Annotated in this window: 15 protein-coding genes; 14 read left to right on the forward strand and 1 reads right to left on the reverse strand. The window is 37.3% G+C overall.

What is annotated here, in order from left to right; translation table 11 throughout:
* The 10 genes from QME45_11775 to murD all read left to right on the forward strand — a co-directional run.
* Positions 1-1,271 (forward strand): GntR family transcriptional regulator (locus QME45_11775; protein ID MDI6619330.1); only part of this gene is annotated, 1,271 nt, incomplete at its 5' end.
* 440 nt (positions 1,272-1,711) lie between these two features.
* On the forward strand, positions 1,712-2,980 hold the full coding sequence (locus tag QME45_11780) for a glycoside hydrolase family 125 protein (GenBank protein MDI6619331.1): 1,269 nt from the start codon (positions 1,712-1,714) through the stop codon (positions 2,978-2,980).
* 21 nt (positions 2,981-3,001) lie between these two features.
* Positions 3,002-3,943 carry a sugar ABC transporter permease gene (locus QME45_11785; protein MDI6619332.1) on the forward strand — a complete coding sequence of 314 codons (942 nt, stop codon included), beginning with the start codon at positions 3,002-3,004 and terminating at the stop codon, positions 3,941-3,943.
* A gap of 14 nt (positions 3,944-3,957) precedes the next feature.
* The gene (locus QME45_11790) at positions 3,958-4,833 is read left to right on the forward strand and encodes a carbohydrate ABC transporter permease (protein MDI6619333.1); all 876 of its coding nucleotides are present in this window, start codon (positions 3,958-3,960) and stop codon (positions 4,831-4,833) included.
* Positions 4,834-4,927: 94 nt separating this feature from the next.
* Positions 4,928-6,235, forward strand: coding sequence for a sugar ABC transporter substrate-binding protein (locus tag QME45_11795; GenBank protein ID MDI6619334.1), 1,308 nt, complete (start codon positions 4,928-4,930; stop codon positions 6,233-6,235).
* Positions 6,236-6,339: 104 nt separating this feature from the next.
* The gene (locus tag QME45_11800; protein MDI6619335.1) at positions 6,340-9,591 is read left to right on the forward strand and encodes a carbohydrate-binding protein; all 3,252 of its coding nucleotides are present in this window, start codon (positions 6,340-6,342) and stop codon (positions 9,589-9,591) included.
* Between the two features lie 241 nt (positions 9,592-9,832).
* Positions 9,833-12,727: a glycoside hydrolase family 38 C-terminal domain-containing protein gene (locus tag QME45_11805; protein ID MDI6619336.1), complete on the forward strand. Its 2,895-nt coding sequence runs from the start codon at positions 9,833-9,835 to the stop codon at positions 12,725-12,727.
* A 131-nt stretch (positions 12,728-12,858) separates the two neighbouring features.
* Complete coding sequence (locus tag QME45_11810; GenBank protein MDI6619337.1) at positions 12,859-13,428, forward strand: uracil-DNA glycosylase; 570 nt, start codon at positions 12,859-12,861, stop codon at positions 13,426-13,428.
* Positions 13,429-14,022, forward strand: a complete 594-nt coding sequence (locus QME45_11815; protein MDI6619338.1) for a uracil-DNA glycosylase — start codon at positions 13,429-13,431, stop codon at positions 14,020-14,022.
* Positions 14,023-14,037: 15 nt separating this feature from the next.
* On the forward strand, positions 14,038-15,426 hold the full coding sequence (murD, locus tag QME45_11820) for a UDP-N-acetylmuramoyl-L-alanine--D-glutamate ligase (protein ID MDI6619339.1): 1,389 nt from the start codon (positions 14,038-14,040) through the stop codon (positions 15,424-15,426).
* A 14-nt stretch (positions 15,427-15,440) separates the two neighbouring features.
* On the opposite strand, the gene QME45_11825 is transcribed toward murD, so the two are convergent.
* Positions 15,441-16,397: a glycoside hydrolase family 16 protein gene (locus tag QME45_11825; GenBank protein ID MDI6619340.1), complete on the reverse strand. Its 957-nt coding sequence runs from the start codon at positions 16,395-16,397 to the stop codon at positions 15,441-15,443.
* 269 nt (positions 16,398-16,666) lie between these two features.
* Here QME45_11825 and QME45_11830 point away from each other — a divergent pair, with 269 nt between their 5' ends.
* The 4 genes from QME45_11830 to QME45_11845 all read left to right on the forward strand — a co-directional run bounded on the left by QME45_11830 (position 16,667) and on the right by QME45_11845 (position 19,962).
* Positions 16,667-17,311 carry a PIG-L deacetylase family protein gene (locus tag QME45_11830; protein MDI6619341.1) on the forward strand — a complete coding sequence of 215 codons (645 nt, stop codon included), beginning with the start codon at positions 16,667-16,669 and terminating at the stop codon, positions 17,309-17,311.
* A gap of 25 nt (positions 17,312-17,336) precedes the next feature.
* Positions 17,337-18,470, forward strand: coding sequence for a glycosyltransferase family 2 protein (locus tag QME45_11835; protein ID MDI6619342.1), 1,134 nt, complete (start codon positions 17,337-17,339; stop codon positions 18,468-18,470).
* Positions 18,471-18,540: 70 nt separating this feature from the next.
* A complete protein-coding gene (locus tag QME45_11840; protein ID MDI6619343.1) occupies positions 18,541-19,122 on the forward strand; it encodes a hypothetical protein in 582 nt (193 codons plus the stop codon).
* 90 nt (positions 19,123-19,212) lie between these two features.
* A complete protein-coding gene (locus QME45_11845; GenBank protein ID MDI6619344.1) occupies positions 19,213-19,962 on the forward strand; it encodes a polysaccharide deacetylase family protein in 750 nt (249 codons plus the stop codon).
* The last annotated feature ends 165 nt before the right edge of the window (positions 19,963-20,127 follow it).

Raw genomic sequence — 20,127 nt, forward strand, 5'->3', positions numbered from 1 at the left:
CCATATTTCTTTCAAAAGCTTCAACAGATTCTGTTGAGGCTTTTGTTGTTTTTTGCGTTGACATATCATATATAAATGATATATCATATATTATGTCGTTTAAGAATATGGACATATGGGGGAGCGCTAATATGAATGAAATGAACCAGCCATTATATTTAAAAATATATGATATGTTGCTTGATGGAATAAAAAACGGTAAATATGATGGTGGAAGCAGGCTGCCATCTGAAAAAGAACTTGCAGAAGAGTTTAGTGTTAGCAGGATAACAAGCAAGAAGGCACTTGAAATGTTGGCTAACGATGGGTATATATTAAGAATGCCTGGCAAAGGTTCTTTTGTTATCGAAAATAATGATAATAAAATATCAGAGCAGAATAATAAGGGTAAAAAAGAGGCTTGCAAAAAAATTATTGTTGGAGTTATTATACCCGATTTTTCCAGCTCATATGGCATGAGATTGTTTTTAAGTATTCAGAAGGAAGCTTACGAAAATGATTGTTTCATTATTCCTTATTTTTCATATAGCAGGCAGGAGTTAGAGGAAAAGGCTATAGATGAATTAACACAGCTTGGAGTAGATGGGATAATAATTATGCCTGCCCATGGTGAAAATTATAATCCTAAATTGGTCAGACTGGTTTTGGACGGTTTTCCTGTAGTTGTTATTGACAGATATTTGAAAGGGATTCCAGCTGCCTTTGTGGGATCTGATAATGTAAATGCAGCTAAAAAAGCCACAGATTATTTGATAGATTTAGGCCATAAAAATATAAGTTTTGTTTCTCCACCTATGACAAATACATCTACAATAGAGGACAGAAAAGATGGTTTTATAAGAAGCCATGCCGAAAAGGGTGTAGCAATTGATGAAAGCCTGTGGATTACTAATTTAGTAAGTACGATACCAAGGACAAGGGATAAGGCTAATTTACAAAAGGATGTTGAGAATATTAAAAATTTAATCATCAAAAATCCTCAGATAACTTGTTTTTTTGTGATTGAATATAATCTTGCCCTGCTGGTTTTAAAAGCAGTCAAATCGCTGGGCAAGCGTATTCCTGATGATATATCGATATTATGTTTTGATAGTCCGTCGGATGTCTTGGAGGATTGTTTTTTTACACATATCCAGCAGAATGAAGAAAAAATGGGAGTCCAGGCATTTCAGCTATTCCTTAAACAATTGAATGACAGCACTGTTAGCGATAAGGTAATACTCGGTACGGATCTTATAATTGGGAAATCGACAAAAAGTATCTTGGATTAGTCAAACTGAAAGTTTATATATTTACATTTTAATAGTTTGGATGCAATCGTTTAAAAAAAACATAAATTTGTTTATATTAAATTTAGAACTGCAAATTAAATAAATTTTATATGATTGATCAAAAGGGTGCGAGGTAAAGCTTAGCATCCTTTTATTATGCGATTTATATATGATATATTGATATATCATATATAAATCGCATAATAAAACATGGTTATTATATAAAACAATCATGCTTTAATTGCTAAGAAATGTAGATGATACAATTATGTACATCTTTAATGGACTTTTCTGACGATAAAATAAAATTTTAATCTTATGAATTATCATATTGACAATGTAATAAATGTTATATATAATATAGTTACTAAAGATAAACAAATATAAATATTATAATATAATACAAACAATATACTATTCTTAAAAGGAGCTTTATTTAAATGATTCCTGCATCTATAGAAGAAACCATTGAAAAAATCGATTCAAAATTCAAAGATAGGAAAAAAATATGTAAAATATTTAAAAATTGCTTTCCAAATACATTAATAACGGCTACAAAAAAAGAACAAGATGGATCGACTTATATTATTACAGGCGATATACCTGCCATGTGGTTAAGGGATTCGACTACTCAAGTTAAACATTATATTCCTCTTATATCCTGTGATTCTGTATTAAAGTCCATGATTTATGGATTAATAAAGAGACAGATAATGTATATAAATATTGATCCTTATGCTAATGCTTTTAATGAGACCGCTAATGGGCAGGGCCATATCGATGATATAACTGAACAGAACCCATGGGCTTGGGAGCGCAAATATGAGATAGATTCATTATGCTATCCGATACAGTTATCATATCTTTACTGGAGAGAGACCGGCGATATCAGCATATTTGATGCTCAATATAAAAAAGCCATTAAGACAATAATCAAGTTATGGAAAACAGAACAGGATCATGTAAAAAACTCCAAATACAGGTTTCAAAGGCTAAATCGTTCTAAAACGGACACTTTAGAAAATAAAGGTCTTGGAGGTCCCGTAAAAGTTACTGGTATGACATGGTCAGGATTCAGGCCGAGCGACGATGCCTGCAAGTTCGGGTATCTTATACCGTCAAATATGTTTGCAGTAGTTGTACTTAGATACATTGAAGAAATATCAAGAGATGTATATAAGGATTACGCCATTGAAGAATCAGCTAAGACATTAAAAGATCAGATAGACATGGGCATTAAGAATTATGGAATATATGAGCATAAAGATTACGGGAAAATATATGCTTATGAAACAGACGGTTACGGAAACTACAATCTTATTGATGATTCAAATTGTCCAAGCTTATTATCCATACCATATATAGGGTATGCTAAAGCAGATGATCCTGTATACAAAAACACGCGGAAATTTATCTTAAGCTGTAATAATCCTTATTATTATAAAGGAAAATATGCAAGAGGAATAGGAAGTTCTCATACACCTCGGAGATATATATGGCATTTATCGTTGATTATGCAGGCATTGACATCCACATCTGATGAAGAGATTGCTACAATAATAAAAATACTTGAGAATACGGATGCCGGTACGGGCTTTATGCACGAAGGCTTTGATGCGAATGACCCTAATAAATACACCAGGCCGTGGTTTGGATGGGCCAACAGTTTATTTGGAGAACTAATATATAAATTAGCAATATTAAATTAGAAATGATAGGAGGGGTATTAAATGGAGTCTGAATCCAGCACGAAGACTATTAAAAAAGGTAAATTTAAATCAAAAATGGCAAAGCATGAGGCACTGGTAGGTTATTTATTTATGATCCCAACGATTATTGGATTTTCCCTGTATGTCGGGTATCCGCTTCTAACTTCTATTTATTATGCATTAACGGAATGGGATGGGCTTCTGCCACCTAAGTTTGTCGGTCTCAAAAATTTTGCTTTTATATTCAAGACTGATCCGACATTTTTTAAGTCACTCGAGGTAACGTTTTTGTATGTAATTTATACAGTTCCTATTTCGCTGATTTTAGGTTTACTCCTTGCTTTATTGTTAAATAAGAATATTCCCGGGATTAAAGTATTCAGGACTATGTACTATTTGCCTGTAGTTCTGCCTTCAGTGGCCGCATTGGTTTTGTGGTTGTTTATTTTTAAAAGCGATTATGGATTGTTGAACAATCTATTGAGGTTGGTTCATCTTCCTCCAGTGCCATGGCTGGAAAGCTCTAAGACAGCACTGCTTTCCATAGGACTTGTCAAGTTCTGGGGAGTTGGCGGAACGATGATAATATTTCTGAGCGGCCTGCAATCGATTCCTGCGGATGTTTTCGAGGCAGCTGAAATAGATGGTGCATCCTGGTTTAGAAAATTCTGGAATGTTACTTTCCCGATGATAACTCCCATTGTATTTATGCAGCTTATTACCGGAATGATCGGGGCTTTCCAATCATTTAACGAAGCGGCGATACTTACAAAGGGAGGGCCGAATTATTCGACCTACTTGATTTCATATGATATATATCAGACCGCCTTTGTCGACAATAAATTTGGCCGTGCTATTGCAGAAGTTTGGGTGTTATTTGTAATAATCATGATATTTACTATCTTAATATTTAGATTTTCAGAGCAATATGTCTATTATGAAAATGATAGCTTTAGAAAGTAAGGGGGGATGGGGAAATGGATATATCGATGCCAGTTAAAAATAGAAGAAGTTTCAAAAAAAGATCTTTAAGCTCTAAAATAATTCGTTATATAGTGCTGATAATATTTGCTATACCGATGGTTCTTCCTTTACTCTGGATGCTATCGACAGCATTGAAAAACAATAATTCGGTCTTTGCCATACCGCCGGAATGGATTCCGAAAGAATTTCAGATTTCGAACTTTGCGACCGGACTTATACAGATAGATTTCTGGAGCAGATTTTCAAATACTATGATAATTGCGGTACTTTGCGTCGTAGGCCAGATATTAAGTTCTCTATCGGTTGGATATGCTATTTCCAGAATCAGATTTCCAGGCCGTAAATTATGGTTTTACCTGATAATAGGAAGTATGATGCTTCCAGGTATGGTTTCGTTGATACCTGTATTCCATATTTATAGTTCCATCGGATTATATAATACATGGTGGCCTTTAATAATTCCTGCTTTTCTTGGGAATCCTTTTTATACGTTTTTGACCAGACAGTTTATGAGTACTATTCCATATTCATATGATGAAGCAGCCAAGATGGATGGTGCCAGTCATTTGCAGGTACTCACAAAGGTACTTGTTCCTATGTGCAAGCCTTTGATTGCGACTATGGCGGTTATGGCGTTTCAGGGTGCATGGAACGATTACATGACTCCGCTAGTTTATATAGTTGACCCGAAAAAATGGACTTTGTCGTTGGCAATGGGTCAATTCATGAGTGGAAATTACGGTACGCATTGGAACCTGTTTATGGCGGCAGATCTGGTTTACATGATTCCTATGTTGGTAATATTTTTCTTAGCTCAAAATTATTTTATGCAAGGGTTGGGCTCTATGAATGCATCTGGCATAAAGTAAGTTTTAATAAACTATTTTTGAAAGGAGGTAATAGTTTAAACTTTTGGGCATCAAAATTTGCAAGAAAAATTGTTATATATGGGAGGGTATTTTAATGAAAAAGATAACAAAGTTTATGTCATTGGCATTAGTATCTGCGCTTATTGTAACATCATTGGCAGGTTGTGGCAAGAACTCAGCAAATAATGGCGGTACGGGCACGAAGAATGTTACATTAACTTATTTGGACTGGGAAAGTACCGATATGAATAAATTGATGACTGAGGCAATAAAAACATTTGAAAGCCAGAACCCAGGAGTTACTGTAAAACAGATACCGACACCTATAGGAGACTATGGACAGAAGTTAAATGCTATGATTTCTTCAAAAACAGCACCTGATATTTTCCAGTGCGGACAGGATATGGCTCTTCAGATGTCTGCGAAAGGTACTACTTATGATTTTACAAAGGAAGTGAGTAGTGACTCGGCATTTACACAGGGTTTCTATCCAGGAGTATATAATCTGTGGAAGCAAAATGGCAAAGTAATAGGACTGCCAGGATTGCTTAACGTGTATGGAGTATTTTACAACAAAGATTTACTGGCAAAAGCCAATGTTCAGGAACCGAAAGACGGATGGACATGGAACGATTTGTTTGAGCTTGCCGACAAGCTAAAATCAGATGCAGGCGGCGTACACACATACGGTTTATATAACTTGGCAATGGACCCATTTAATATAGCAACGATGTCTGTAGGTAACGGCGGACAGCCATTTTGCGATAATCTTCAGAATCCTACAAAGGTTATGGCAGATGATAAGTTTAAAGAAGTAGTTACAACATTACAGAATTATATAAAGAAGGGCGCTATTACACCTCCTTCGTATAAGGAAGACAATATCAACTCGGCTTTTGCTCAGGGTAAAGTTCCAATGTTGTGGTATGGCCAGTGGGAAGCTGATGATCTGATTCGTAACGCCAAGAACCTTAAGTGGGGATTTGCACCTGCACCGGCAGGAACAGTACAGAAATCTGTTATGTTTGATAGTGTAGGCTGGGCAAGTCCAAAGAGCATAAAAAATCCTGAATTGGTCTGGAAGTTATTAAAGTTTATGGATTCAACAATGTATGAGAAAATTCTTCCTCAGACACCAGTTGCTCCTCCGGCATATGAACCTTCGGCGCAGCCCTATTATGAAAAAGTTAAATCAGTAGGTCATCAGGAGCTGGCAGATTCTATCGATTCCATGTTAAAGACTTCAAATAAGCAGCCGATTCGTTTCTTGACAACATGGGCCGGTGATGCCAATAAATTTACAGGAACAGATTGGAATGATATACTTGAGAGCAAAAAAGATATATCTACTATAGACACGGTAGTTAAAAATATCAACAATGTAATAAACTCTAATAAGTAGTAAATATTTCTAAATGATTCGTCCACTTTTAAATTAAATAATTCAACTGGAATTTAGGAGTGGGCGAATTTTATGAATAATATTAACAGGAGGTAAAGGATATAATGCGCGGGAAAAGATATAGAATTTCAAGATTATTATCTTTGACTTTATGTCTGACTTTAGTATTTACCTTTGTACCGATGACACATCCTGTAAAAACGAATGCGTTTACATTGTCTGATGTTGAGAATGCAATGAGATCGTTCAATAATAAGTTTTGGGACCCGGATGCTAAATACTTTTGGAACGATACAAACCATGGAAACAACTATCAAGGTTTTTGGGTGGAAGCAGAACTCTGGGAAATGGTAATGGATGCGTATATCAATACTTCAAATCAGGATTTAAAGTCTAAGTTAAGGGCCCAGATAGATCAGGTATATGATGGAACTGTAAAAAAATATGGTTCTGACTGGACAAATAATCATTTCAATGATGACATAATGTGGTGGGCCATGGCAAGTGCAAGGGCATATCAATTAACAGGCGAACAGAAGTACATAGATCAGGCAATAAAACATTTCGATTTTGTCTACGATACACAATGGGACGGCAGTTTTTTAAACGGCGGAATTTGGTGGCAGAACAGCGATCATTCCACGAAGAACGCATGTATAAACTTTCCGGCAGCTGAGGCTGCGGTATATTTGTATAATATTACAAAAAATGCACATTACCTGGATGCTGCTGAAAAAATATACAGATGGGGAAAGACTATGCTTACGGATGGAAATGGGAAAGTTTATGATCGTATAGAAGTAGTCAACGGTGTCTGCACCGATTCAACACATTATAACCAGGGTACTTTTATAGGGTCGGCAGTAGGGCTGTATAACATTACAGGCAATACGGTATACCTTGACGACGCTGTCAAAGCAACAAAGTATACAAAAAATAGTCTCGTCGATGCCAATGGAATACTGAACTATGAAGGCGGAAATGGAGATTTAAAGGGCGGAAAGACGATACTTGTCCGCAATCTGGCGATGCTTCAGAAAGCCTTAGACAAAAGGGACGAGAGTAATTATGCCGAATTTGCCCAAGAACTCAATGAATGGATTGCAACTAATGTTCAGACAGCATGGAATAACAGAAATTCTGAAAATATTATAGATGGAAACTGGAATGGGAAGCTGATTTCAGGAACTTACCAGTCATGGTCGTCTGCTGCTGCAGTAGAAGCCTTGAATGTGATAAAGCCACAGGATGTTACAGTAGATGACAATATATCGAAAAATCCATATAATGCAATACAGGCAGAGAATTATGATGCGGCATATGGAGTCGGGATAGAGGGCTGCAATGAAGGCACTCTTCAACTGGGAGGAATACAATCCGGATATTATGCTGTCTATAAAAATGTGGACTTCGGAACAGACGGGGCAAATGGTTTTATAGCAAGAGCGGCCAGCGAAACCGGTGGAGGAAATATCGAGATCAGATTGGATTCTTTGACAGGAACATTGATAGGCACAAGCAATGTCCAGGGTACAGGTAGCTGGAGCAATTTTACAGATGCCGATACTGTCATAACAAATACTACTGGAATACATGATGTATATCTTGTCTTCACCAGGACAAATGACCAATATCTATTTAATCTTAACTGGTTTAAATTTACTAAAAGCGATCCTACAAGAACCGATGCCTATACCAGACTTAAATCCGGAAATTTTAGCGAAAGCTCGGGATTGTCCAGGGATGAGACATGGAACTTTTTAAAAGGAATTCACAATAATGCCTATGCGGGATATAGGGGGATCGATTTCGGATCCGGTGCTGCAGGCATTACAGTGCATGTACAAAGCGGCAATCAGGGTGGATTCATCGATGTGAAACTTGACAGCATTGATGGTTCGATTGTAGGTACAGTTGATATTCCCGCCCTTGGAAACTGGAATGACTGGACCGATATACTGACCAATATAGATGATTCACAAGCTAAAGGGGTACATAACGTATACCTGATTTTCAGAGGGAAAAACAATAGCGACTATCCATGCAATCTGGATTGGTTTACATTTACTACAGTAAAAGGTGTAAACAGGGATGCATATGGCAAAATTGAAGCGGAGAATTACACGGCAGGCACAGGTTTTGGCACGGAGAACGGGGGAGGACAGAAGTATCTGGCCGGAATAAACGGATCCAATAATCCATATGCCATGTATAATTATATTGATTTTGGGGCAACAAGTCCTGCCAAGTTTTATGTTAATGCGGCCAGTGCCACCAGCGGCGGGACAATAGAAGCGAGAATTGACGGCATTAACGGGCCTGTAATAGCTATATGCAATGTGCCGGGAACAGGAGGATGGCAGAACTTTACGGTGTCATCGGCTGATGTAACGGCCAGTGTAAATGGAAAACATGTAGTTTACTTGCTGTTTAAAGGAAGCAGTTGGCTGTTTAACCTTGATAAGTTCACATTTGGCGACCCGGGTGTATTTACCGCCCCTGTAACTCCACCAGCACCGGAGCCCGATAATGTTCCGCCTGGAGATGTACAAAACGTACAGGTTATAAGAAACGATGGCGGAATTCAATTATTCTGGGATGGGCCCTATGACATCGATGCAAAAAAAGTACAGATAACCGTATCTAAAAATGGAGAACAGATCGGTGATATGGTAAATGCCGATAGGGGCATACAGACTGCAACCATAACAGGGCTTAAAGCAGATGCCCATTATACGATTGGAATAAAAGCCGTTGATTTGTCAGGAAATATATCGAAGGGAATAAAAATAGAAACGAGCAATCTCCCGTCATTTACCCTGACCGCAAATCGAAGGGTTTTAAAAGATGGAGATTCATTCGATGATTATATGCCCTTAACTTTCAGGGTATGGGACAATTTGTCAAACATCCTATCAGCCAAAGTTCATATCGGAGGAAAGGTTTACACTATCGGTCCTAAAACACGGGAAAGCATCGATATAGATATGGCGGGCATGTCTGGAAGCTGGACGGCAGATGTCGTTATAAAGGATATGGCGGGGAATGTGCTTGAGAGTTCATTAAAATTTAATGTTACAACTAGTATAGAATCGATGAGAAAATTAATAGGCCGCTATAAAATATCTAAAGATCTGAAGATGCCGCTGATAGCACAGCTTTTAAACAACATCGCACAGGTTGAGCACCAGCTTCATATGAACAGAGAGGATAAAGCAGCAAGGCACATGCAGGATTTTGTAAAGCATCTGAATAATCCGGCCTTAAGCCGCAGCGTCTCTGATAAGGCTAAATCTGTTTTAAATGCGGACGCTCAGACGCTTATAAACGCATGGCAGGGTGATAATAAAAAATAAATGGTACAATTTAATATTAGATAAATTTTTTTACTATATAAGAATGGGTGCTTAAATGCACATGAGACAGCATGATAAGTATCAGCCTGAAGTAAAAAGGTCTAAATAATTCCTGTATTTTGAAGGGATGTACTAAGTACATCTCTTCATATATAATAGTAAGCAATGAAAAGTGCATATATATTCTTCGAATAATGTATATGTACCCATATCATAGGATCAATGGAAAGGGATGATTTGATTGAGAAGAAATGTTGATGTAAAGTTAGAGGCATTAAAAGAACATATACCGGATATGCTCTGGGATAAACCAAATATCGATTATCTTGATGTCAATCAATTTACAGGCAGAAAGCGTTTCTACTGGTGCGAGAGGATAATAGCGGAAATAGAATATGCAATAAGGCTTTCGAAAATAAATAATAATAAATATGATAATTCAATTGAGCCCGCCATTTTGTACCTTACGCAGCAAGTGGCCGATGAGGGGGCTATAACGAAGTCTGCTGCATTGAAGGCCGAAGAAATGCTGAAGCCTCTATCATCAGAGGCGAAAAAATATAAAATGATATGTGCGGGCCATTCCCATATCGATATGAATTGGATGTGGCCGTGGAATGAGACTGTTTCCGTTACGATAGATACTTTCAGGACCGTTCTTAATCTGATGAGGGAATACCCGGATTTTAAGTTTTCGCAGTCACAGGCTTCCGTATATGCGATCATTGAAAAATATAATCCGGAAATGCTTGATGAAATAAGAAGAAAGGTAAAAGAGGGAAGATGGGAGGTAACTGCGTCCACATGGGTTGAAAATGATAAAAACATACCGAATGGCGAAAGCCTTGTAAGGCAGACACTGTATACTAAAAGGTATCTTTCAAAACTGCTTGATATAAAAATGGATGATATGCAGCTTGACTTTGAGCCGGATACATTCGGGCATAGCATAACCGTACCCGAAGTGCTCGTAAATGGCGGGGTGAAATATTATTATCACTGCAGAGGGTATAACGGCAAAAATATATATAAATGGACGGCACCGTCCGGCAAATATGTCATAGCATACAGGGAGCCTATATGGTATAACGGTCAGATATTACCATATACGGCTTTATATGTCCCTGAGTTTTGCAATATGTATAATATACATACAATGCTGAAGCTTTATGGTGTCGGCGACCATGGCGGCGGCCCTACAAGAAGGGATATCGAATCGATAATCGATATGGATAAATGGCCTGTATTTCCGCAGATTAAATTCGGCACTTTCCTGGAATATTTTAAAGAGCTTGAGAAGTTAAAGGATAAACTTCCGGAAGTTAAGGAAGAATTAAACTTTATATTTACAGGATGTTATACATCGCAGTCAAGAATAAAAATGGCCAACAGAAAATCTGAAAATACATTAAATGAAGCTGAGATATTAAGCAGTATTTCTACTCTTTCTACAGGGGCAAAGTATTATAGTAAAAGCTTTGAAGAGGCATGGAGGCATGTTCTCTTTGGACAGTTCCATGACATAATACCGGGCTCAGGGGTTCTTGAAACGAGGGAACATGTCATGGGCAATTTTCAGGAAGTTATGGCCATTGCAAATACAAAAAGAAGCAATGCCATTGTAAATCTTGCAGACAATATAGATACTTCGAAACTCATAACAAAAGAAGATCCTGCATATGAGAATATTTCTGAAGGTGCGGGAGCAGGATATGGGATATCGGATTTTAAAATATCACAATATGAGAGAGGCAGAGGGAGAACGAGGATATTCCATGTATTCAATACTGCTCCATATGAGAGGGACGAGGCTTTTGAAATCGTCGTATGGGATTTTAAAGGCAACAGGGAAAAGATTATATTTAAGGATAAAGATGGAAATGCTATGGAGTACCAGATTTTAGATTATGGCATAAATAAATTCTGGGGACATGAATATATAAGAATTTTGATAAAAGCTAAGGTACCTGCCTGTGGCTATGCTACATATATAATGACCGAAGGGGGCGATTACAGTAAGAAATATGCCGAACCATTTCCAGTGAGGACCGAGGCAAATTACGGACTTACAGATTATACCCTTGAAAACAATCTCATTAGAGCTGTATTCAGCCCGTATAATGGTTCTATAAAATCATTGGTGGATAAAACAACCGGCGAGGAATTTATAGACAAAAGCCGACATTCAGGAATTTTCAGGCTGATACAGGAAGACTCAAGCAAAGGCGGAAGCGCATGGGTTATAGGCTCATACATGGATATAAAAGAGATCACAGATAATGTAAAGGTTAAACGGGTGCGTTATTTATCGGATAGTATCAGAAAGTCTATATCATATGAAATGGAGTTTAATGATTCTGCGCTAAAGGTTACGGTATCCCTTGATTTAGATAGCACAATGTTGAACTATGACGTTGAATGCGATTTCCATGAAGTGGGGAGCAAAACAAAAAGTGTGCCTCAGCTCAGTTTCTACCTGCCGTTTAAATATGGTTGCAAATATTATAAATATGATGTACCCATAGGTACAATAGAGAGAGGTGAGATAAACGGTGATGTTCCTGCAAATAGTTTCGCTTATGCCGATCGCAGGGAAAAGGATAAGAGTTCGGTGATGCTTATAACAGATTCGAAGAGTGGTTTCAGGTGCTTTGATAATTCCATGTCGATTTCTCTTATAAGGGGAACGCACGGACCTGATCCATATCCTGAATTCGGTCCGCATAAATTTTCCTTTGCAATAAATTTGGTAAGGAATTGTTCAAACAAAGATTTAATAAAATATGGATATAATTACAACCATCCATTAAATGTAATTTCAGGCACTACCCATAGCGGAAAGTATCCTTTAACAAAGAGCTTTATGAGAATCCAAAAGGGCAGCGTGGCATTATCCGCATTAAAGATGGCCGAGGAAAAAACAAACGATAACAGATTCATACTAAGGGTATATGAGACTGAAGGGAAGAGCACGGATGTTGCAGTTGGCTTTTTCAAAGAGCCGAAAGCGGCATATTTTGTGGATATAAATGAAATTCCGTTGAAAAATTTGAATGGCATAGTAATTGAAGGCAATAAAATTTTGTTTGATGTATCTCCGTTTAGCCTGGCTAATATATGTGTCGAATTCGAGTGAAGAATTGAAATAAATGTATCCATTGAGTGAACGTGTATATATATTATTCGAATGTAAAACGTGCGCCTGTTAAGTGAATCAGGCTTAACTAAAGTATAATTTTTGGTATATAATATTCAAGGGTTGATGATATGTTAAGTTATAATAATTTGTATAAGGCTTGTATGGAATGTGAAAAATGCAATCTTTGCAAAACAAGGACGAATGTTGTTTTCGGCGAAGGCAATGTAAGGTCGATTATCATGTTTGTGGGCGAGGGACCCGGCCATGACGAGGATATGCAGGGAAGGCCCTTTGTCGGGAGAGCCGGGCAGCTTCTTACAAAAATGATAGAGTCCATAGGTTTAAAGAGGCAGGATGTATATATCGCAAACATAGTGAAATGCAGACCGCCCAATAACAGAGTGCCCTATCCTGAGGAAGCTGCAGCATGCCTGCCTTATTTGAGAAATCAGGTTGCAATAGTCATGCCTAAGATAATCGTATGTCTTGGGGCGACAGCAGGGAAATACATAATAGACGAAAATATCAGGATTACAAGGGATAGAGGCATATGGACCGTAAAGGGCTGCTTTAACATGATCGCTACATACCATCCTGCCGCACTTTTGAGAGATCCTGATAAAAAAATAGAAGCATGGGAAGACTTAAAAAAGATAAGGGATAAATATAAAAGTTTTATTAAAACGGAAGGTATGTAGATGGGAAAAGAATTATTATTGAATGCAGTGGAGAATGAATGCATTGAAGCAGTTAATAATAAGTACCCGGATGAGCAAAAGGTAATTGTTTTTGGGGAAGGAAATGCGGATGCGGATATAGCGCTTGTAGGCGAGGCCCCGGGTGAAAAAGAGATAAAATATAAAAGGCCGTTTGCAGGGGCAGCCGGCAAAAATCTCGATGAGTTTCTGGATATATTGGGCCTTAAAAGAGAGGATATATATATTACAAATACAGTAAAGTTCAGACCAGTTAAAATAAATCCGAAAACTCTGAGGCTTTCCAACAGGCCGCCTGAAAAGGATGAGATAGCCTTATGCCTTCCATTTTTGCAAAGACAGCTGGATATTATAAGGCCAAAGACAGTGGTTACTCTTGGCAATACGCCATTAAGAGCTCTTACAGGTGACAATAAGATAACTATCGGCAAGTGCCATGGGACTTTAATCGAAGAATGTAGATATGATATTTTTCCTTTATACCATCCTGCAAGCATATTATATAATATGAGTTTAAAAGAAGTATACAACAAGGATTTGTTGAAGTTTAAAAAAATATTAAAAGATAACGGTTGATTTGGGGGTATATATATGAGCAAAAACTTCAGAGAGTTTATCGATGGGATAAGGGGAAAGAAAGTTGCGGTAATCGGAATAGGGATAAGCAACAGGCCGTTGATTAAATATATAGCAAAGCTTGGAGCGGATGTTACAGCATGCGATAAAAAGGATAGGAATGACCTGGGGAAAATATGCGGCGAGCTTGAAGGGGAAGGCATTAAATTAAAGGTTGGATACGATTATCTCAAAGGGCTGGATAATTTTGATATGATATTCAAAACTCCTTCCTTAAGGCATGATATACCTGAGCTTGTGCATGCAAGGCGAAATGGCGTATATATCACATCTGAGATGGAGGAGTTCGTGAAATATTGCCCGGCACAGATTATAGGGGTGACGGGGAGCGACGGTAAGACGACAACTACTACTTTAATATACAATATGTTGAAAGAGCAGGGATATAATGTATGGCTCGGAGGGAATATCGGGAATCCGCTTTTCGACAGACTGGAATCGATTAAAAAGGAAGACAAAGTAGTGCTTGAGCTTTCCAGCTTTCAACTGATGACGATGGATGTAAGCCCGGATATCGCAGTCGTTACCAATCTTAGCCCGAACCACATGGATATACATAAATCCATGGAAGAATATATTGATGCGAAAAAGAATATATTCAGGCATCAAAATGAAAATAGTCTTTTAGTGCTTAACCTTGACAACGATATAACGCGGAATATGGAAAATGAAGCAGCAGGCAGCGTTAAATTTTTCAGCAGATTGAAAAAGGTTGAATCCGGGGCATATCTTAAGGGAAAGGAACTTGTAATTGTCGACCAATCCGGAGAAAATATTGTATGCAGTATGGAAGATGTAAAACTTCCCGGTATGCATAACATAGAGAATATGCTCGCGGCATTTTCAGCGGTAAGTTCCCTGTGCAGCATTCAAAACATGAAAAAGGTTGCATCGACATTTGAAGGTGTCGAACACAGGATAGAATTTGTAAGGGAAATAGATGGAGTAAAATATTATAACGATTCTATAGGATCAAGCCCTACAAGAACGATTGCAAGCATAAGCTCATTTAAAGGCAAGGTGATACTCATAGCCGGCGGATATGATAAAAAAGTACCGTTTGACAAATTAGCCAAGGCAGGCATGAAAAGGGTAAAGAGGCTTGTTCTCTTAGGCGTGACGGCTCCAAAAATCGAGGAAGCATTCAAAAGGGAAATGGATAAAACAGGCGTAAAAATTCCCATAGTGCATTCGAATACACTAAAAGATGCTGTCTTATCATGCAAACAGAGCGCGAAAAACGGGGATGTCGTCATTTTGTCTCCTGCATGTGCAAGTTTTGATATGTTTAAGAATTTTGAGGAAAGAGGAAATAAATTTAAAGAGATCGTAAATAGCTTATGAAAGCCGGCGGATAATCATTTATAATAGCGGACATAATCGATTTCAACATATGAAGGGAATGTAGTCTTGCCTAGGTTATTACCCGGCCAATTTCCGCCAATTGCGAGATTCATGATCAAATACATTTTTTTATTAAATGGATTGTATGTTTTATCAAAAGTTCTCATCAGGTTTAGAGAAAAATAAGCTTTATCGTCTACCATCCATTTTATTTCCTGCGGGCTCCATTCAATAGAATAAACGTGGAACCCCATGGAAAAGTTTGTAATGCCGTCACTGTATCTTTTATATGATCTGTTTTGATTTTTTAAAGAGTAATGGGCAACTCCATATATAACTTCAGGATCATTGCCCAGTATTTCCACTAAGTCGATTTCTCCGTTTTTTTTCCCGTCTCCATAATTGTTTTCACATGGTAAAAGCCAGATAGCGGGAAATAGTCCATTCCCTTCGGGAAATTTTGCTTTGACTTCAATTTTGCCATATAAAAATTCGAGTTTCTCCTTGGTAACTATTCTGGCAGATGTATATTGATGATTTCTATAATCTTCTTTAAGTCCCCTTATAATCAATTTTCCATCTTTAATATAACAATTTTCTTCCCTATCCGTATAATACTGCAATTCATTGTTCCCCCATAAATCTCCGCCATTTTGCAAAGTCCAATATTTATCATCGACAGCATTGCTGTTAAATTCATCGTTCCATGCCAGATTCCATCCGGACTTTGCCTTTTCATTCAATTCAGAATCCGATATATTATTTGAGCTATTAGCAGGTTCCTTACTGATAGAATCCTGTAAGTCATTTGAAGGATAAATCGATTCATTCTTTTTATTTCCGGAATAAGCATTATTTGATTTATAGTTATTATGATTCCACAGGTCCTTTTTAGAGGAGATTATGCATAGAGGAGAAAGAAATATAACAAATAAAAGAGTTATTTGGACGTAAATATATTTCTTCTTCATATATCCTATCTCCATTTCAATTGCGGTGAAAATATTCTTCAAATATAAAATATGCACCCTATCTATACCCCGTGGTGAACACAGCCGCATTTGTTATAGTATACTATACGTATTTTTACTAAATTACACGGTGAATATAAATTATTTGAAAAATATTTTTAAGAAATGAAATAGTACGCTTTTATACTTGCATAATTGAAAACACAAAATCATATTTTATATGAGACTATAGATAAAAACTATCTATATAGTAGAGGAGTGAAATAACTGTGAGCGGAGAAAAAGTATTATTTATAGGGTCCCATCCTGATGATATAGATTTAGGATGTGCAATCTGCATGCATGATCACTATCTGAAAAATGACAGAATAAAAACAATGGTTTTGACAAGGGGGGAGAAGGGAAACGGAAATGTAAATTCAAATAGAGTGCTCGAGGAATGCAAGTCTTTTAAAATTTTGGCTCCGGAGGCAGAAAATATTTTTTTTGATTTTCCTGATACGATGCTTTTTCATCATATGAATGAAATAATAGAAGAAATCAAAAATGCTGTAATCGGGGATGTCCCTGATGTTGTTTACATACCTTCCATCCATGATTTTCATCAGGACCATGTCGTAACATATGAATGCGCAATGGCGGTATTTAACAGCGTTAAGATCCGTAAAATCATCTGCTATGAAACTCCTTCAACTATGCCAGGCTTTTCACCAAACTATTTTAAAGTATGCGATTTAGACAATTTTGGCATTAAAGTTAAAGCTATAAAATGTCATGAATCACAAGCAGACAAGCCATATGTTGACTATGAAACAATCTATTCGATTGCAAAGATGCGGGCCAACCAGGGGCGTTACCATGAAGGCGTAGCAGAAGCATTTGAGATAATAAGGTTCTCGGAGATGGTTTTATGAGTATCTTTTCAAAGAAGGTGAATGAATGTCATTGCCTGGAATGCTGACAAGTCCAAGATCTATAATTTTTATAACATTTCTGATTTCATTCGTTATCTGGTTAATTGTAAGAAAAGGTGAAATTGAATACTCCGATAAATACAATTCTATCGATGCTATTGTACCTGCATATAATGAAGAAATTACTATTTCTAAAACCGTTGGAGATTTAGCAAACAATAAATATATAGATAAAGTCATAGTAGTGGACGATGGATCAACCGATAGGACCGGTGAAATATTAAAGCAGCTCAAGCCTCTATATAATGAGAAGTTGATAATTATATCCCAGTCGAATACAGGGAAGGCCGGGGCGATAAACAAAGGGTTGAACTTCATTACGTCGGATATGGTGTTCTTAACGGATGCCGACATAAGAATTCCAGATGACAGAGGTCTAGGATATCTTATAAAGACGCTTGAAAACGGGGCGGATGCAGTTGCCGGGATACCAGGTTCGGATTTGAACAATATTCGTTTTTTTGGCAAAATTAGAGCTTCAGTCAAAATTTTCTTCGCTACATTTAGAAAATGCGGAGGTGAGATAATTGGCGGGTATCCATTTTGCGTTTCGGGAAGCGTAGGTATGTATAAGACTCATGTTTTAAAAAGCGTCATGTTTCCGGACAGAACTTGTGTAGAAGATATGGATTTAACGTGGGAGCTGATTTCAAGAGGATATAAAATAGCTCAATCTTCGAGGGCGATAGTCTTCAGCCAGGAAGCGGCGACTTTTGCTGATGATATAAGGCGGTGGAGAAGATGGATAAGCGGTTATGCGGCTTGTATGAGAATTCACAAGAAGTTGTTATTAAAAAGGTTTGGATTGACTACTATTTTACCTAATTTCCTTATTGGAATATTTGGTATCATTCTGTTTATTATGCCATTTACATGGGGTTATTTAAATGCATTAAAGGGTACGGCTCTGTGGCTTGTCATTTTGATGTTTGCTTCAGCGTATTCGGCATATAAAGAAGGCAAAAAATGGTGGCTTATGCTTTACTCGCCTTTTTCGATATTTACAATTTTGCTCGTTTTTTTCTGCTGGATGTTCTGGGGACTGCCAACTTTGGTTACCGGCAATCAAGAAAGATGGAGAAAGGTCAAAAGATATTAAAAATAATACGTGTGTATATAAATTATTCGAAGAATATAAAATATACATCCAAATAATACAGGGGGAAGATATGATGATATATAGATGGTGGCATGAATGGAGGCAGCAGCGCGAGAACATTGACATAAAAGAAAAAACAGATGATTTTAAAGGGCCGGCATGCGCCGGGGAAAATACATTTATATCGGATGATGCAGTGCTTAAAGGCAATATCATAATAGGCGATAATTGCATGATCGGCACAGGAGTAATCATCAGGGGAAATGTGATAATTGAAGATAATGTAAGGATTGGCTATGGGGTTGAAATCAAAGATTCGATAATAAGGGAAGGAACCACCATCGGGCCTCTGTGTTATATAGGAGATTCACTGGTGGAAAGGGAGGTTTACATGGGAGCTTTGGTAAGGACATCAAATCACAGGCTGGATAGAAAGACTATAAAATCCTGGAATGGAGAAATGTATGAGGAAACCGGGTTTGAAAAGCTAGGTTCATGGATAAGGGAAAATTCAAATTTAGGTGTAGGAGTTGTCATATTGCCGGGCAGGATAGTGCCGGGGAATAGTACATTTGAACCCCATATAGTAATTACAAAGAATTATGCATCCGGACACTATAGATTAAACCAGAACATCGTCAAGATCGATTAATATAAATTAATGGGTAAAAATATGAAAAACAAATTAAAACTATTTATTATATATTTTGTTTATATTTTAGCTTTTGTGGGATTAATATTTTTGTTGCTGCCGCTAAGCTTCAAGCAGCATATCATAAATATTTTCGCGCCTCGAAAAGACGCTCCCCAAGAGATCGCTGAGGAAATCTCTCAAAATTATAATGGCAGATATATAATATTGACATTCGATGATGGATGGAGCTCTCAATATAAAGCATATAAAAGACTTAAACCGTTTACGTTTAAAGGGACGCTATATATTTGCTCTTCTCTTATTGGCGGGGAAGACCGATTGACGCTGGACAATTTGAAAGAAATGTATAACAGCGGCTGGGATATATGCAATCATACTGTGCACCATGTCAATCTTGCGAAGGTAAGCACTAAGAAGGCTTATGATGAAATATACGGGTGCTCGGCATGGATATCGGGACATGGCTTTACAAAAAATGAGGGATACAAACATTTTGCCTATCCGGAAGGCGGTTATAACGACAGCGTAATCAAAATATTGAAAGAACAGGGTTTCTTAACTGCAAGGACAACTAATGCCGGAAGCGATACGACAAAATTGCTGGAACTGGGGAGAGCATCTTTATATGGAATGACTAAAAAAAACATAAGAGATTATATTCTTTCAGATAAAAAACTGATTATATTTTGTATGCATAGAATTGTACCTGACGATTCGAAGAAAATTGCGGAGATAGACTTAAAGGAGTCTTATTTTGATGAAGTTATTAGCTCCATCGTTGAAAGCAAGAGGCAGGTAGTTACCATAACTGAATGGTATAAACTAAATAATAGATAGATGCGAATGTCGGAAGAATATTCATATAAAATATGCAACCAAAAGCGAAAAAAGAGTTGACGAAAAGAAATTAAGGTGCTAATATAATAAATGCCGCCTGTGAGGCGGGAGTGATCTTTGAAAATTGAACAGTGTGAGGAAGTGCGAGGTAATATAGAGATATAT

It is taken from the genome of Clostridiales bacterium (genome assembly GCA_030016385.1).
Classification (GTDB): domain Bacteria; phylum Bacillota; class Clostridia; order Clostridiales; family Oxobacteraceae; genus JASEJN01.